This window comes from Mesorhizobium sp. WSM4306, assembly GCF_007003975.1.
Lineage (GTDB): Bacteria > Pseudomonadota > Alphaproteobacteria > Rhizobiales > Rhizobiaceae > Mesorhizobium.
In genome coordinates, this window is record NZ_VFTC01000016.1 from 1 (window position 1) to 15,831 (window position 15,831).

12 protein-coding genes are annotated in these 15,831 nt (G+C 62.8%); 7 read left to right on the forward strand and 5 right to left on the reverse strand.

Annotation, left to right across the window (positions count from 1 at the left end; genetic code table 11):
• Positions 1-73: 73 nt before the first annotated feature.
• From ggt to FJV77_RS18980, 3 genes are all read right to left on the reverse strand, one after another.
• Positions 74-1,813: a gamma-glutamyltransferase gene (ggt, locus tag FJV77_RS18970; protein WP_142868294.1), complete on the reverse strand. Its 1,740-nt coding sequence runs from the start codon at positions 1,811-1,813 to the stop codon at positions 74-76.
• A gap of 99 nt (positions 1,814-1,912) precedes the next feature.
• Positions 1,913-3,205: an L-rhamnose catabolism isomerase gene (gene rhaI, locus FJV77_RS18975; RefSeq protein ID WP_142868295.1), complete on the reverse strand. Its 1,293-nt coding sequence runs from the start codon at positions 3,203-3,205 to the stop codon at positions 1,913-1,915.
• A 108-nt stretch (positions 3,206-3,313) separates the two neighbouring features.
• Positions 3,314-5,416, reverse strand: a complete 2,103-nt coding sequence (locus FJV77_RS18980) for a bifunctional rhamnulose-1-phosphate aldolase/short-chain dehydrogenase (RefSeq protein WP_142868296.1) — start codon at positions 5,414-5,416, stop codon at positions 3,314-3,316.
• A gap of 184 nt (positions 5,417-5,600) precedes the next feature.
• Here FJV77_RS18980 and FJV77_RS18985 point away from each other — a divergent pair, with 184 nt between their 5' ends.
• The 7 genes from FJV77_RS18985 to FJV77_RS19015 all read left to right on the forward strand — a co-directional run bounded on the left by FJV77_RS18985 (position 5,601) and on the right by FJV77_RS19015 (position 12,732).
• Positions 5,601-6,404 (forward strand): DeoR/GlpR family DNA-binding transcription regulator, encoded by an 804-nt coding sequence (locus FJV77_RS18985; protein WP_142868297.1) that lies wholly within the window; start codon positions 5,601-5,603, stop codon positions 6,402-6,404.
• A 50-nt stretch (positions 6,405-6,454) separates the two neighbouring features.
• Positions 6,455-7,450, forward strand: coding sequence for a rhamnose ABC transporter substrate-binding protein (rhaS, locus tag FJV77_RS18990; protein WP_142868298.1), 996 nt, complete (start codon positions 6,455-6,457; stop codon positions 7,448-7,450).
• A gap of 84 nt (positions 7,451-7,534) precedes the next feature.
• Complete coding sequence (locus tag FJV77_RS18995; protein ID WP_142868299.1) at positions 7,535-9,076, forward strand: sugar ABC transporter ATP-binding protein; 1,542 nt, start codon at positions 7,535-7,537, stop codon at positions 9,074-9,076.
• Positions 9,073-10,050, forward strand: a complete 978-nt coding sequence (locus FJV77_RS19000) for an ABC transporter permease (protein ID WP_142868300.1) — start codon at positions 9,073-9,075, stop codon at positions 10,048-10,050. Before FJV77_RS18995 ends, FJV77_RS19000 begins: the two co-directional genes overlap by 4 nt.
• On the forward strand, positions 10,047-11,042 hold the full coding sequence (locus tag FJV77_RS19005; RefSeq protein WP_142868301.1) for an ABC transporter permease: 996 nt from the start codon (positions 10,047-10,049) through the stop codon (positions 11,040-11,042). The genes FJV77_RS19000 and FJV77_RS19005 overlap by 4 nt, the downstream gene beginning before the upstream one ends.
• Positions 11,042-11,359, forward strand: a complete 318-nt coding sequence (gene rhaM / locus FJV77_RS19010; protein WP_142868302.1) for an L-rhamnose mutarotase — start codon at positions 11,042-11,044, stop codon at positions 11,357-11,359. The genes FJV77_RS19005 and rhaM overlap by 1 nt, the downstream gene beginning before the upstream one ends.
• On the forward strand, positions 11,356-12,732 hold the full coding sequence (locus FJV77_RS19015) for an FGGY-family carbohydrate kinase (RefSeq protein ID WP_142868303.1): 1,377 nt from the start codon (positions 11,356-11,358) through the stop codon (positions 12,730-12,732). The genes rhaM and FJV77_RS19015 overlap by 4 nt, the downstream gene beginning before the upstream one ends.
• On the opposite strand, the gene FJV77_RS19020 is transcribed toward FJV77_RS19015, so the two are convergent.
• Both FJV77_RS19020 and FJV77_RS19025 read right to left on the reverse strand, forming a co-directional pair.
• Positions 12,733-14,559 (reverse strand): alanine racemase, encoded by a 1,827-nt coding sequence (locus FJV77_RS19020; RefSeq protein WP_142868304.1) that lies wholly within the window; start codon positions 14,557-14,559, stop codon positions 12,733-12,735. It abuts the gene before it with no gap.
• Between the two features lie 3 nt (positions 14,560-14,562).
• On the reverse strand, positions 14,563-15,813 hold the full coding sequence (locus FJV77_RS19025; protein ID WP_142868305.1) for a D-amino acid dehydrogenase: 1,251 nt from the start codon (positions 15,811-15,813) through the stop codon (positions 14,563-14,565).
• Positions 15,814-15,831 lie beyond the last annotated feature (18 nt).

Below are 15,831 nucleotides of genomic sequence, written 5' to 3' on the forward strand. Positions count from 1 at the left end.
CCTGTTCGAGCCAGCCGAATGCAGAAACTTCTTCAAGGCTGCCGGATATGAGGCCAATTAATAGCGACACGCTTTAGTATCCCAGGGCCTCGCCGGATGCGGCGCGGCTGTCGATGGCGCCGTTATAGCGGGCGCCGCCGCCTTTCTCGATATCCGCTAGGCTCTTGCCGCCGACAAGAATGCCCGCAGCCTGACCCCAGGTCGAATCAGCGAGATCGAGGTGGTAGCCCATGCCGGCCAGCAGCTTTTCGGTGTCGGGCGACAGGCCAAACGGTTCGATATAGATCCTATCGGGCAGCCACTGATGATGGATACGCGGCGCGTCGATCGCCTCCTGGATGTTCATGCCGTGGTCGATGACGTTGACGATGGCTTCCAGCGTGATGGTGATGATGCGCGAGCCGCCGGGGCTGCCGATGACCATGAACGGCTTGCCGTCCTTGGCCACGACGGTCGGGCTCATCGATGACAGCGGCGTCTTCCTCGGCTGGATCGCATTGGCCTCGCCCTGGACCAGGCCGTAGAGGTTGGGCACGCCGGGCTTCTGGGTGAAATCGTCCATCTCATTGTTGAGCAGGATGCCGGTGCCGTCCGCAACGACGCCGGCGCCGAACGAGCCGTTCAGCGTGTAGGTGACCGCGACCGCATTGCCGTCATTGTCGATGATCGAATAATGGGTCGTCTCCTTCGACTCACCAAAGCCCTTCGGCATCAGGTCCTGAGAGACCCCCGCCCGGAACGGGTCGATCTTGTCGCGGATGTCCTTGGCGTAACCTTTGTCGAGCAGCTTCGAGACCGGGTTGTCGACGAAATCGGGATCGCCAAGCGCCGAGTTGCGATCAACATAGGCATGGCGCATCGCCTCGACCATGACATGCACAGTCTCGGCCGAGTCGGCGCCGAGATAGGATAGCGGGTAACCTTCCAATACGTTGAGGATTTCGCAGATGATGACGCCACCGGAGCTCGGCGGCGGCGAGGAAATGATCTCGTAGCCGCGATAGGTGCAGCTCACCGGCTTCAGTTCGCGCACCGCATACTGCTCGAAATCGGCCTTTGCGAGAATGCCGCCCTTGGTGCCGCTCGCCTTGACGATGGCATCGGCGATGGCGCCTTTGTAGAAGGCGTCAGTGCCTTTTTCGGAAATGGCGGCGAGCGAGGCGGCGAGGTCGGGCTGGAGGAGACGCTCGCCGGCGCCATAGGGCTTGCCGTCCGGCTTCAGGAAGATGGCGGCCGCGGCAGGGTCCTTCGCCAGCCTCGCGGCATTGCTTGCGAATGAAGCAGCGTCACCCTGGTCGAGAACGAAGCCATCCTTGGCATAGGCAATTGCCGGCGCCATCAAGTCCTGGCGTGGCAGCGTGCCGTATTTTTCACGCGCCATCTCGAAACCTGCCACGGAACCCGGCACGCCCACCGCCAGATAGCCATCAAGGCTGGCGCCCTTCACCGGCTTGCCATCCGTGTCGAGATACATGGTCTTGGTTGCCGCCAGCGGCGCGCGCTCACGAAAGTCGAGGAAGGTCGATTTGCCGTCCTTGAAGCGTATGGTCATGAACCCGCCGCCGCCGATATTGCCGGCATTAGGGTAGAGGACCGCGAGCGCATAGCCGACGGCGACCGCCGCATCGACGGCGTTGCCGCCCTTCTTCAGCACCTCGACGCCGGCTTCCGACGCGAAATGCTGGGCGGTCACGACCATGCCGTGCTCGCCCTTCGCCGGCTGCGGCGAGGCAGCGAGGACGGCTGCGGATGGCGTCAGCGCTATTGCGAGCGAAAGGGTGACGCCAATCAGCGTCCGGCGGGTCAAGGGCATGGCGGTGCTCCAGGCATTGGGTCCGCCTAGGAAAGACCCTCAAAGCCGCCACGTCCACCGCCAATGGCGCTGGACCAGATCAATTAGGATGTCTGCCTATCATACGATGCCGCCGCTCCCGCCAGCAACGACAGGCCGTTCCGCTGCAACCTTCGCCCTGTATCCTGCCGCACGATATGCGGCGACCGGATCAATGGCGCCACCCGTTTTGAGCCTCGCCATGGCCAGGATCGGCTCGACATCGGTGCGGTAGGCGCTCTTGAGCGTCTGTGTCGCCATCAGCGCATCATTGCCGTCCTGAAAGCCTTCGAGTGCCTTGCGGTCGACCAGCAGCGCCTGTGCGTAGGCGCGCTGCACCTCGACCGCCGACAGCATCAGGCTTTCGATCGGGTCGGTGACGTTGTGGCTCTGGTCGAGCATATGGGCGGGATCAAAGCCGTCGGCGCCGGAGAGCTCGGCATCCACCAGTTCGTTGAAGACGAGGAACAGCCGGTAGGGGTCGATCGAACCGGCGTCGAGATCGTCGTCGCCATATTTGGAATCGTTGAAGTGGAAGCCGCCGAGTTTTTTGAACTGGATCAGCCGCGACACGATCATCTCGATGTTGACGTTGGGCGCATGATGGCCGAGGTCGACCAGGCAGAAGGCCCTGTCGCCGAGCTCTCTGGCGATGAGGTAGTTGGTGCCCCAATCCTGCACGACGGTGGAATAGAAGGCCGGCTCGTACATTTTGTGTTCGGTGAACAGTTTCCAGTCGGCCGGCAGGCCGGCGTAGATCTCCTTCATGGCGTCGAGATAGCGCTCGAAGGCTTTGGCGAAATTCACCTGGCCCGGGAAATTCGAACCGTCGCCGATCCATACCGTCAGCGCCCTGGAACCGAGCGTCTTGCCGATCTCGATGCATTCGAGATTGTGCTCGACGGCCTGACGGCGGGTGCCGGCATCGGCATGCGACAGCGAGCCGAATTTGTAGGAGAGCTTCTGGTCCTTGGCGTCCGAGAAGGTGTTGGAGTTCATGGCGTCGAAGCCGAGGCCGAAGCGGGAGGCCGCCTGCTTCAGCCGGTTCGGATCGGCCTTGTCCCAAGGGATGTGCAGCGAAACGGTCGGCGTCGCCTGCGTCAACTGACTGATGACAGCGCAATCCTCGATCTTGTCGAAGATGTCGCGCGGCTCGCCGGCGCCGGGAAAACGGGCAAAGCGGGTGCCGCCGGTGCCGACGCCCCAGGACGGAATGGCGACGGCGAATTTCTCGACCTTGTCGCGGATCGCATCGATGGCGATGCCGCGACGGTCGAGGCGTTCGCCGAGCGAGGCGTAGTCGCGTTCGAGGTCGGATTTGCGGGCGGCGTTGTGGCTGGCGACGAGGTCGGCGGAGATGATGGTTTCGGACAAGTGCTATTCCTCCCAAATGCGTTCGGTCAGCGCTGCCCCTCATCCGGCCCTTCGGGCCACCTTCTCCCCGTATAGTGACGGGGAGAAGGGAAGCGCTTCGACGTTAGCTCAGCGCGTAAAGCTCTGTGCGTTGCCGGCGTCGACATTGACGATGTTGCCGGTCGATTTGGCCGACATGTCGGAGGCGAAGAAATAGATCGCCTCGGCGATGTCTTCCGGGAAGACCGAGCGCTTCAGCATCGACCGCGAGCGGTAGTGCTCCTCCAGATCGTCGGTCGACATCTTGTAGGCGGCGGCGCGCTGTTCCTTCCACTCGCCGGTCCAGATTTTCGAGCCACGCAGCACGGCATCCGGATTGACGACATTGACCCGGATCTGCGCTTCCGCGCCCTCCAGCGCCAGGCAGCGGGCGAGATGGATCTCGGCGGCCTTGGCGGTGCAATAGGCGGCGGCGTTGGGCGAGGCGGCCAGGCCGTTCTTGGAGGCGACGAAGACGATATTGCCGCCGATCTTCTGGGCGCGGAACAGCCGGAAGGCTTCGCGCGAGACCAGGAAATAGCCGGTCGACAAGATGTCCATATTCTTGTTCCACAGCGCCAGCGTCGTCTCCTCAATCGGCGCCGAGGAGGCGAGGCCCGCATTGGAGACCAAAATGTCGATGCCGCCGAACTCGACCGCCGTTTCGGCAAAGCCGGAAACGACCTGATCCTCAGAGGTGACGTTGATCAGCACCGGCCGCACGAAATCCTTGCCATAGGCTTTGGCCAATTCCTCATTGGCGCTGACGAGCGCCGTCTCGTCGATATCGGCCAGCACCACGCAGGCACCCTCGCGCAGCAGCCGGTTGGCGGTGGCGCGGCCAATGCCGCCGGCGCCGCCGGTGACCAAAGCGATCTGGCCGGCTAACGACTTCGGCTTCGGCATGCGCTGCAGCTTCAGATCCTCGAGCAGCCAGTATTCGATGTCGAAGGCTTCCTGCGCAGGAAGGCCAACATAGGACGAGACGGTCGAAGCGCCGCGCATGACATTGATGGCGTTAACGTAGAATTCACCCGAGATGCGGGCCGTCGCCTTGTCGCCGGCGAAGGTGAACATGCCGACGCCGGGCATCAGGTAGACCACGGCATTGGGATCGCGGATGGCCGGCGAGTCCGGGTGCTTGCAGCTGTCGTAATAGGCCTGGTAGCCCACACGATAAGCGGCAATGTCATCGGCAAGGCGCGCGATGACCGCATCGACATCAGGCTTGGCCGGATCGAACTCGATCACCAGCGGCCGGATTTTTGTTCGCAGGAAGTGATCCGGGCATGAGGTGCCGAGTGCGGCCAGCGGACGTAAATCCCTGGAGTTGACGAATTCGAGCACGGCAGGCTGGTCGTCGAAATGAGCGAGCTTGTGGCTCTTTTCCGAGATCAGGCCGCGGATCCTCGGCATCAGTTTCGCCGCAATGGCGCGGCGCTCAGCGGCGTCGAGCGACTTCACCGCCTCGCCGCCGAAGATGGCGAGGCCCTCGGAGCGGCGCTCGAACCACTCGATTGCCTGGTTGATGACCGAGATCGTCGTTTCGTAGCATTCCTTGGGCGTGTCGCCCCAGGTGAACAGGCCGTGGCTCTCGAGAATGACGCCCTTGGCATCGGGGTGCTCGACGCAGAATTTTTCCAGCCACAGGCCGAGCTCGAAGCCCGGCCGCTTCCACGGCAGCCAGCCGATGGCGTCGCCAAAGATCTCCTTGGTCAGCGCCTTGGAGTCCTTGGCGGCAGCGATGGCGATGATGGCGTCGGGATGCATGTGATCGACGAATGGCTTCGGCACATAGGCATGCAGCGGCGTGTCGATCGAGGCCGCGCGCGGATTGAGGTTGAAGGTGCAGTGGGGGAGGTAGCCCACCATCTCGTCCTCATGCGCGACACCACGATAAAGGCTTTTGAGCGCGCGGAGCTTGTCCATGTAGAGGGTGGCGAAGCCGTCAAGCTTGATCGAGGCGCTGTCGCCGCCCGAGCCCTTGACCCAGAGCACTTCGACATCATCGCCGGTGAGCGGGTCTTTCTGCCAGATTTTCGAGGAGGTGTTGCCGCCGCCATAGTTGGTGACGCGCTTGTCGAAGCCGAGCGTGTTCGAGCGATAGACCAGAAGCTCAGGTTCGCTCAGCCCCTTGGCCTTCGCATCGTCCCAAAGGTTGGCAAGGCGCGAGCCGGAGCGCTTGTCGAGCATAATTATCCTCCCTGGGGCGCAAAATGGCGCGGTCCATTCTGCGGGAAATGTCTACGCAAGCACGCTGCTTGTCAATCACAAACGATCAATATCGATCATATTGCACTGCACAATGAAATTATATGATCGGAAATGATTGACACTGGTTGTTTTCTAGTGCCTCATGAGCGTGCAGGGAGGAACCATGCACGAGAAAGAGCGCCACAGGATCATTCTGTCCGCCGTCCAGGAAAAGCCTGTGGTGACGGTGCAGGAGATGGTCGACCTGACGGACTCGTCCGAGGCGACGATCCGGCGCGATATCGCGGCGCTCCACGTGCAAAAGCGCTTGCGCCGGGTGCGCGGCGGCGCCGAGGCGATCTCGCCGCCGCAGTTCATCGGTCTGGCGGGTCGGCCCTTTTCCGTCAACGAAACGCTCAATGCCTCGCAGAAGCGGGCGATTGCGCGCGAAGCGGTGGAGCTCTGCACGGACGGCGAGCCGATCATCATCAATGGTGGCACCACCACCTTCCAGATGGTGCATTTCCTGACCGGCCGGCGCATGCCGATCTTCACCAATTCGTTTCCGATCGCCGAGCACCTGCTCAAGCACTCCAAGAACACGGTGATGCTGTCGGGCGGCACCATTTACCGCGAGCAGAACATCATCCTGTCGCCCTTCGACAATGACGTGACGCGCAATTTCTATGCGCGCCGCATGTTCATGGGTGCGCAGGGGCTCGGCCCGCTCGGCCTGATGGAAGGCGACCCGCTTTTGATCCAGGCGGAGCAGAAACTGATCGACCAGGCCGACGAGCTGGTGGTGCTGGTCGACTCCTCGAAATTCCGCCAGCGCTCCAGCCTGATCCTGTGCGGGCTGAAGCGCATCGCCACGGTCATCACCGATGACGGCATCGAGGATCGCGAAGCCACCATGCTGGAAACCGCAGGTGTGACGCTGATCGTCGCCCGCAAGTCGGCAAAGGAAGAATCTTCGCTGCAGGCCTGAGACCAGCCGCAGCGGTGATGGAATGCAACAACTCTAGGGAGGAACGTCAGATGAGCTTTTTGAAGAAATTGATGGTGACGGCGGCATTCTCGGCCGCCATGTTCGTGAATGCCGCCTATGCCGAGAACGTCAAGATCGCGCTGGTGGTGAAGTCGCTTGGCAACGGCTTCTTCGACGCCGCCAACAAGGGCGCCGAAGAGGCGGCCAAGGAACTCGGCGATGTCGACATTATCTACACAGGCCCGACCAAGGCGACGGCTGAAGCGCAGATTGAAGTGGTCAATTCGTTGATCGCGCAGAAGGTCAACGCCATCGCCATTTCGGCCAATGATGCCGACGCACTGGTGCCGGTGCTGAAGAAGGCCATGGAGCGCGGCATCACCGTCATCTCATGGGATTCGGGCGTCGCCAAGGAAGGCCGCCAGCTGCATCTCAACCCGTCCGACACCGGCCTGATCGGCGAGACCATCATCAAGCTTGCCGCCGATTATCTGCCGGAAGGCGGCGAGGTCGCCATCCTGTCGGCTTCGTCGACCGCGACCAACCAGAACGCCTGGATCGAAGCGGCCAAGAAGGTGTTGCCGGAGAAATTCCCCAAGATCAAACTCGTCGCCACCGTCTATGGCGATGACGATTCGGCCAAGAGCACCGACGAAGCCAAGGGCCTGTTGAAGTCCTATCCGAACCTCAAGGCGATCATCGCGCCGACCACCGTCGGCGTCGTCGCCGCCGCCCAGGTCGTCACCGACGCGAACCTGATCGGCAAGGTCAACGTCACCGGTCTGGCGCTGCCATCCGAGTTCAAGAAGTTCATCGACAACGGTTCCAGCCAGGCGGTCGCGCTATGGAACCCGATCGACCTCGGCTACTCCGCCGTCTACCTCGCCCATGACCTGGCGGTGAAGAAGGAAGAGGCCAAGCCCGGCGCGACACTGTCGATCGGCCGCGTCGGCAAGGTCACACTCGACGATTCGAATTCGGCTGCGATGGCTCCGCCCTTCCAGTTCGACAAGACCAACATCGAAAAGTTCTCCAAGATCTATTGATCTCGGACGTCTTCGACCTGGCGCGGCGGGACCAAAATCCCGCCGCGACTTTAAACGGACCTTGTTTCAGGGCTTGATACGGATATGGACACGACAGCCCAGCACGGCACGGTGAAGGAGGAGCCTCCGGCTCCTACCCCGCGGCTGACGCTGTCCGGCATCTCCAAAAGCTTTCCGGGCGTGCGGGCGCTGCACAATGTCAGCCTGTCCCTTTACCCCGGCCAGGTGACGGCGCTGATCGGCGAGAACGGCGCCGGCAAGTCGACACTGGTCAAGATCATGACCGGCATCTACCAACCCGACACCGGTACGATCAGCATTGACGGCCAGCCGGTGACCTTGCCCAGCGCACATGCCGCCTTCGGCCACGGCGTCACCGCCATCCATCAGGAAACTGTGCTGTTCGACGATCTGAGCGTCGCTGAAAACATCTTTCTCGGCCATGCGCCGCGCACACGGTTCGGCACCATCGACTGGCGCACGATGCGCAAGAATGCACGCGAAGTGCTCGACACCATGCATGCCGGCCATATCGACGCCGATGCGCGGCTGAAGGACCTCGGCATCGCCAACAAGCATCTCGTTGCCGTGGCGCGCGCCATGTCGATCGACGCGCAGATCGTCATCATGGACGAGCCGACCGCAGCCCTTTCGATGAAGGAGATCGAGGAGCTTTTCCTGCTCATCGAATTCCTCAAGGAGGAAGGCAAGGCGATCCTGTTCATCAGCCACAAGTTCGACGAGATCTATCGGATCGCCGACCGCTACACGGTGTTCCGCGATGGCGAGATGGTCGGCGAAGGGCTGATCAAGGATGCCGGCCAGAGCCAGATCGTCCGCATGATGGTCGGCCGCTCCGTCGATCACATCTTTCCGCAGCGAAAGGCCGAGATCGGCGCGCCGGTGCTGTCGGTCTCCGGCCTGTCGCACCCGACCGAATTCAACGATATCGGCTTCGAACTGCGCAAGGGCGAGATCCTCGGCTTCTATGGCCTTGTCGGCGCCGGGCGCAGCGAGGTGATGCAGGCGATTTCAGGCATCACCCGCGTATCGGGCGGGACGATCACACTGGAAGGCAAGGCGATCGCGCCAAGATCGGCGGCGGATTCGATCGAGGCCGGCATCGTCTACGTGCCGGAGGAACGCGGCAAGCAGGGCGTGGTGATCGGCCTGCCGATCTTCCAGAATGTCTCGCTGCCTTCGCTCAAGCGCACGTCGAAATCCGGCCTGCTGCGGCTGGCGGAGGAGTTTTCGCTCGCCCGCTCCTACACCGAGCGTCTGGACCTCAGGGCGTCCTCGCTCAGCCAGGATGTCGGCACGCTGTCGGGCGGCAACCAGCAGAAGATCGTCATCGCCAAATGGCTGGCGACCGCGCCCAAGGTGATCATCCTGGACGAGCCGACCAAGGGCATCGACATCGGCTCCAAGGCCGCTGTGCACGGCTTCATGGCCGAGCTGGTGGCGCAGGGCCTGTCGGTGATCATGGTGTCGTCGGAACTGCCGGAGATTCTGGGCATGTCCGATCGCGTGGTCGTCATGCGCGAAGGTCTGGTCGCGGCGGTCTACGACAACAAGGGCCTCGATGCCGAGACGCTGGTCCGGACGGCAGCGGGGATAGCGGCATGAAGGCTCTCCTGAAATACCGCGAGATCTGGCTCGCGGCGGCGATCATCGGTCTGATCGGGCTGATCTCGACGCGCTTCCCGGCTTTCGCCTATCCCGGCAATCTCGGCCAGGTGTTCAACGACACCTCGATCCTGATGATCCTGGCGCTGGGACAGGTGGTGGTCATCCTGACGCGCTCGATCGACCTGTCGATGGCCTCCAACCTGTGCTTCACCGGCATGGTAGTGGCGATGCTGAACGCCGCGCATCCGGCGATCCCGATCCCGCTGCTGATCGCTATTGCGCTTGCCGTCGGGCTGGTGCTCGGCGCCATCAACGGTCTGCTGGTGTGGCGGCTGAACATCCCCTCGATCGTGGTGACACTGGGCACGCTGACCATCTATCGCGGCGCCACTTTCGTCTTGTCCGGCGGCGCCTGGGTCAATGCCGACAAGATGAGCCCCGATTTCATCGGCTTCCAGCGGGCAGCCTTCCTCGGCATTCCGGTTCTGTCGTGGATCGCCATCCTGGTCATCGCGCTGTTCTTCGTCGTGATGACACGCACCGCGCTCGGGCGCTCGATCTATGCCATCGGGGTCAATCCGACGGCGTCGGTCTATGCCGGCATCGATGTCGGTCGCACCAAATTCATCGTCTTTTGCATCTCCGGCATGATCGCCGGTCTGTCAGGCTATCTCTGGATTTCGCGCTATGTCATCGCCTCGGTCGAGGTCGCCAATGGCTATGAGCTCAACATCATCGCCGCCTGCGTCATCGGCGGCATCTCGATTGCCGGCGGCATCGGTTCGGTCGGCGGCGCGGTGCTTGGCGCGCTCTTCCTCGGCATCATCTCCAACGCGCTGCCGGTCATCAACATCTCGCCCTTCTGGCAGATGGCGATTTCGGGCAGCGCCATCATTCTGGCCGTCGTGCTCAACGCGCGCGGCGAACGCCAGCAGGGTCGAATCATCCTGCGGAAAGCGGAGGCGGCATGAGCGACGTTCCTGCTCCGCGGCACATCCCCGACCGGCTCGACAAGCCGCTCTCCTCGGCGATCTTTTCCTGGGAAGCGCTGCTGGTCGTGGTGGCCATCGCCATCTTTGCCGTCAACAGTTTCGCCTCGCCCTATTTCCTCGACGCCTATTCGCTGTCGGACCTGACCTTCAATTTCACCGAGAAAGGCCTGATCGCCTTTGCCATGGCGCTGCTCATCATTTCAGGCGAGATCGACCTGTCGGTCGCCGCAATCATTGCGCTCGCCTCGACCATGATGGGCATGGCGGTGCAGGCTGGCGCCGGCACGCCCGTGCTGGTGGCGATCGGTATCGTCGTCGGGCTCGGCTGCGGCGCCTTCAACGGGTTGCTGGTGACAAGGTTGGGACTGCCCTCCATTGTCGTCACCATCGGCACGATGAGCCTGTTTCGCGGCATCGCCTTCATCATCCTCGGAGACCAGGCCTACAAGGGTTACCCCGAGAGCTTCGCTTTCTTCGGCCAGGGCTATGTCTGGTGGGTGGTGTCGTTCGAGTTGGTGCTCTTCCTCATCGCGGCGATGATCTACTGGTTCCTGCTGCATCGAACGAGTTTCGGCCGCCGCGTTATTGCCATCGGCAACAATCCGATCGCGGCACAATTTTCCGGCGTGCGCGTCGGCCGCATCAAATTCATCCTGTTTTGCCTGACTGGGCTGATGGCGGGCATCGCTTCGGTGCTGATCACCTCGCGTCTCGGCTCGACGCGGCCGTCGATCGCGCAGGGGTATGAGCTCGAAGTCATCACCATGGTGGTGCTCGGCGGCGTCAGCATTCTGGGCGGCTCCGGAAGCATTTTAGGCGTCGTGCTCGCTGCCTTCATCATGGGTCTGGTGACCTTCGGTCTCGGCCTGCTCAACGTGCCCGGCATCGTCATGTCGATCTTCATCGGCCTGCTGCTGATCGTCGTCATCGCGCTGCCGATCGTCTGGCGGCGGCTGCGTGGTGTCAGCTGATGCCTGAGAAATACGCCTTCAAGATGCAGCTCAAGCCCGGCATGAAGGCCGAGTACAAGAAGCGCCACGACGAGATTTGGCCGGCATTGGTGGCGCTGCTGAAACAGGCCGGTGTCTTGGATTATTCGATCCATCTCGATGAAGAGACCAACATCCTGTTCGGCGTGCTGTGGCGGCGCGACGATCATGGGATGGCCGACCTGCCGAAACATCCGGTGATGCAGCGCTGGTGGGCCCACATGGCCGACATCATGGAAACGAAGCCCGACAACGAGCCGGTGGCCGTGCAGCTGGAAACAGTGTTCCATATGGCATGAGTGGGCTGCGCCATATCGCCGTCATCGACATCGGCAAGACCAACGCCAAGGTGGCGCTGGTCGATCTCGTCACGCTGAGCGAGGTGGCGCTGCGCCGCATGGCCAATGCACCGCTGCGCCAGCCGCCCTACCCGCATCACGATGTCGAGGCGCTGTGGACGTTCATCCTCAACAGCCTGGCCAGCCTCAACCGCGAACAGCGCATCGACGCCATTTCGATCACCACCCATGGCGCAACAGGCGTGCTGGTCGACGCTTCGGGTGAACTGGTGCTACCGGTGCTCGACTATGAATTCGATGGCCCCGACAGGCTGGCGTCGGAGTATGACGCGATCCGTCCGCCCTTCACTGAAACCGGGACGCCGCGTCTGCCCCTCGGCCTCAATCTGGGTGCGCAATTCTTCTGGCAGCAAAAGCGTTTTCCCTCGGAATTCGCCAAGGCCGCCGCGATGCTGATGTATCCACAATACTGGGCGCTGCGCCTGACCGGCGTCGCCGCCAATGAGGTGACCTCGCTCGGCTGCCACACCGATCTGTGGAACCCGTGGGCAGCGGATTTTTCCTCGATGGTCGACAGCCTGAAATGGCGCAGGCTGATGGCGCCGGTGCGATCGGCCAGGGATCGGCTGGGACCTATCCTGCCGGCGCTTGCCGCGCGAACCGGGCTTGATCCGCAGACGCCTGTCTTTTGCGGCTTGCACGACTCCAATGCCTCGCTGCTGCCGCATCTCCTGTCCGACGCGCCGCCCTTCTCGGTGGTCTCGACCGGCACCTGGGTGGTGGCGATGGCGGTCGGCGGCAGAGAGATTGCGCTCGATGCGGCACGCGACACGTTGGTCAATGTCAGTGCACTTGGTGCTCCCGTACCCTCGGCGAGGTTCATGGGTGGCCGCGAGTTTTCCCTGCTGACCAAGGACAAACCGCAGGATTGCAGCGGCAGCGATGTACTGGCAGTTCTGACAAAAAAGATGCTGCTTCTGCCCTCGACACAGCAGGGATCAGGACCTTTTCCGCACCATACCGCGGGATGGCTGGGTGCCGACGGCATCAGCAAGGGCGAGCGCTTCGCCGCCATCTCGTTCTATCTGGCGCTGATGACGGCGACCTGCCTCGAGCTGATCGGCGCCGGTGGCCCGACCACCGTGGAAGGACCCTTTGCCCGCAACCGCCTCTTTGTCGGCATGCTGGCCGCGGCGACCGCGCGCACCGTCATCGCCTCCGAGGCGGCCACCGGCACCAGCATTGGCGCGGCACTGCTGGCAACGGATCAGGGAACAGCGCATGGCAAAGGCGAGAGAATAGAACCTCAGACCGACCCGATCTGGGCGGCCTATGTCAGCGCATGGCGCGCGGCTGTAAGCGCGCAGGGCTGATCACAGGATCCGCTTGCCGAAGGCCGACATGACGAAGTTGACAGTGTCTGTGCCTATCCTGGGCTCCAGGTCGATTGTTATCCCCGAAACGTCCATCGACAGCAGCCCGCCCGACAGCGCAATCGCCTCCATCGCCTGATGCGTTTCGCGCACCGTCAACCCGCCAGAGCCCGCAGCCCACCCGGCGAATTCGGTGGCCGTTGGCGAATAGCTGACGTGAAAGCCTTGCGTGCCTGACGTCGCGATGCGGATCGCCTCATGCATGAGGTCGCGCATGCCCATGGCGTCGATGTCGGTCATGGTGAAGGCGGAAACGCGCGAATCCTTCAGCACCCGCGCTTCCGCCGGATCGGCGTGGCGCAGGCCGATGATGACGACATTTTCCGGCGACAGCTGCGGTTGCAGCGCGCCGGTCTTGTGATCGAGACCAAGTGTACGCGCCAGCACCGAGGCTTCCGGCATAGCGGTGGCGTCTTCGTCCTCGGGCATCAGCGCGGCGATGGAATCGATCCAGATCAGGCCGAAGGAATGCGTCGCGCGCGCCGTTGCGGTCAGTGCCTTGTGGGCGATACGGCGGTCGGCGCCGGCAGCGAGCCGGATCAACCCTGAGGGTGGCCGTTCGATGTCGGCCAGTTCCACCACGTCGAAATTCATCGCCTCCAGCCGCGCGCCGGTTCCCTCTCGCGCAAGGATGCCGGCGGCTGCCTGTTCGGCCGAGATCGACACCATCTTGCGGCCGGAAAAGTCCGCCACGTCGTGCATCGGCGCCTTCTCGACATATTCGGAGGTCATCGCCAGAAGCATGGCGCCATAATTCATGCGGAAGGCGACGCGGTCACCGACAGCGAGCAGCGGATCGGCGTCCTGTACATCGAGCAGCAGATGGTCACTGGAAGCGCCGAGCACCCTTATCCCCTTGGCGATCGGCGTCAGCCCTTCGACCAGCACGTCCTCGCGGCCGATATTGGCGATGGCGCGCAGCCGGTCGCCTTCGTCGGGGAAAACCGGCTGATTGCCGAAAGCGTCGTAGCCAGATTCACCGATCGGCCGCGACGGCTTGAGCTTGACCTCGATGATATCGCAGGTAAGCCGGCAGGCATCGGGTTCGAGTTCCGGCCACGGCACATCGCGAAAGGTCTCGATGCCGCCTTGCAGGATCGCCTCACCCACCCTGAGATTGTTGATGCCGGCCGGCAGGTTGCCTTCGAGCAGCAGCGTCAGCGATGACGAGGCGCCACCGGAAATGAAGTCGAGGCTTTTGCCGGACAGGCGCTCGGTCTTGTAGGCATGGGCGACCAGCTGGCCGAGATTTTCCGGCGTCGGCATGATGGCGCCGAAACAGCCGAGATTGGTGCCGATGCCGGCAATGCGCACGCCTTTGAATTCCAGAATCTGCTCGACGGTCGGGATCAAATCGCTCGGCCAGATGCCTTCGCGGAGATCGCCGAGATCGATCATCAGCATGATGTCATGGATGCGGCCCATGCGCTCGGCGATGCGCGATATCTCGCGGATGGTGGTCAGCTCCGACTGCAGGCTGATGTCGACGGTGCGCACCACCTCCTCGACGCGCGCCATCGGTGGGCTGCGCAAAAGCATGATCGACGCATTGATGCCGCTGTCGCGCAACCGGCGGATGTTTTCGAAACGCGATTCGGCAATACCGGAAACGCCGCCGCGCAGCATTGCGCGCGCCACTTGCGGCATACCGCAGGTGCCCTTGGTTACGCCGAACACCTTGATGCCTGACAGCGCGCAGCGCTCGACGATGGTGCGGGCGTTGCGCTCGATGCGACCAAGGTCGATGGCGACTTGCGGTCCCGACATCGCTCAGTTCCTGTAAACCAGCCCTTGCGGGTCGATCTCCGGCTTGCGGCCGGCGACGAGGTCAGCCAGGAATTTGCCCGAGCCACAGGCCATGGTCCAGCCGACATGGCCGTGGCCGGTGTCGAGATAAAGGTTCTCGTAGCGCGCCAGACCGATGACCGGCACCGAGTTCGGCATCATTGGCCGCAGGCCAGCCCAGAGTTCGGCCTTCTTCTCGTCGAAGGCGCCGGGAAACAGGTCCTTGCCGGTCCGGAACATGGCCGCGAAGTCGCTTGGACGATGGGTGCGATCGAAGCCGGTGAATTCGGCGGTTGAAGCCAGCCGTAAGCGGTTGCCCAGCCTGGAATAGGCGATCAGTTGGTCCTCGTCGGCGCCGCCCATGGTCGGACCCTTGCTTTCGTCCTCCAGCGGAATGGTCGCGGTGTAGCCCTTCACCGGATAGACCGGCAAGTCGATGCCGTAGCGGCGGCCGAGCAGACCGCTCTCCGGCCCCATGGAGATGACCACGGCATCACCTGCGATGGGACCGGCCGAGGTCATCACTGCACGTACGCGGTCGCCGTCGATATCGAGGCCCTCGACCGTCGTGCCGTAGAGGAATTTTACGCCGAGCTTCTCGGCGGCATAGGCGGCGAGCTTTTCGACGAACAGCCTGGAATCGCCGGTCTGGTCGATCGGCGAATAGACGCCTCCGGCGATCTTTTCCTTCACGCCGGCAAGGCCCGGCTCCAGCTCGATCAGCCGGTCGCGGCCGACGATCTCGATCGGCAGGCCATGTTCGGCGAGATAGCGATAATTGTCGGTGCCGGTGTCGAGGCTGTGCTGCGAGCGGAAGAAATAGAGGATGCCCTTCTTGCGCTCGTCATAGTGGATGCCGGTGTCGGCCGAGATGGCATTGATGCAGTCGCGCGAATAGAGCGCCAGCCGCAATTTGACCCGGCTGTTGGCGTGCAGGCGGGTCACCGTGCATTGGCGCAGGAAGCGCAGGCTCCAGGCGAGGAAATAGGGATCGAAGCGCAGCCTGACCTTGATGCCGAGATCATGATTCCACAGCGCGCGCAGAAAGGTCTTCAACGCCGCCGGCGAGGCCCAGGCGGTGGCGTCGCCGGGCGATACCAGGCCGGCATTGGACTGGCTGGTGCCGCGCGCCGGCGCCGGATGGCGCTCGACCACGGTGACCTCGTGACCATCGGCGGCCAGATAGTAGGCCGCCGCCGTACCGACAACGCCGGCCCCGAGCACCGTTATCCTCATGCCACCCCCAAAACTCTT

Bases quoted from the DNA above. Each gene is read 5' to 3' on its own strand.
- ggt (WP_142868294.1), bottom strand. From the start codon at position 1,813: ATGCCCTTGACCCGCCGGACGCTGATTGGCGTCACCCTTTCGCTCGCA.
- FJV77_RS19005 (WP_142868301.1), top strand. From the start codon at position 10,047: ATGAGCGACGTTCCTGCTCCGCGGCACATCCCCGACCGGCTCGACAAG.
- FJV77_RS18995 (WP_142868299.1), top strand. From the start codon at position 7,535: ATGGACACGACAGCCCAGCACGGCACGGTGAAGGAGGAGCCTCCGGCT.
- rhaM (WP_142868302.1), top strand. From the start codon at position 11,042: ATGCCTGAGAAATACGCCTTCAAGATGCAGCTCAAGCCCGGCATGAAG.
- FJV77_RS19020 (WP_142868304.1), bottom strand. From the start codon at position 14,559: ATGTCGGGACCGCAAGTCGCCATCGACCTTGGTCGCATCGAGCGCAAC.
- FJV77_RS19015 (WP_142868303.1), top strand. From the start codon at position 11,356: ATGAGTGGGCTGCGCCATATCGCCGTCATCGACATCGGCAAGACCAAC.
- FJV77_RS18985 (WP_142868297.1), top strand. From the start codon at position 5,601: ATGCACGAGAAAGAGCGCCACAGGATCATTCTGTCCGCCGTCCAGGAA.
- rhaS (WP_142868298.1), top strand. From the start codon at position 6,455: ATGAGCTTTTTGAAGAAATTGATGGTGACGGCGGCATTCTCGGCCGCC.
- FJV77_RS19025 (WP_142868305.1), bottom strand. From the start codon at position 15,813: ATGAGGATAACGGTGCTCGGGGCCGGCGTTGTCGGTACGGCGGCGGCC.
- FJV77_RS18980 (WP_142868296.1), bottom strand. From the start codon at position 5,416: ATGCTCGACAAGCGCTCCGGCTCGCGCCTTGCCAACCTTTGGGACGAT.
- FJV77_RS19000 (WP_142868300.1), top strand. From the start codon at position 9,073: ATGAAGGCTCTCCTGAAATACCGCGAGATCTGGCTCGCGGCGGCGATC.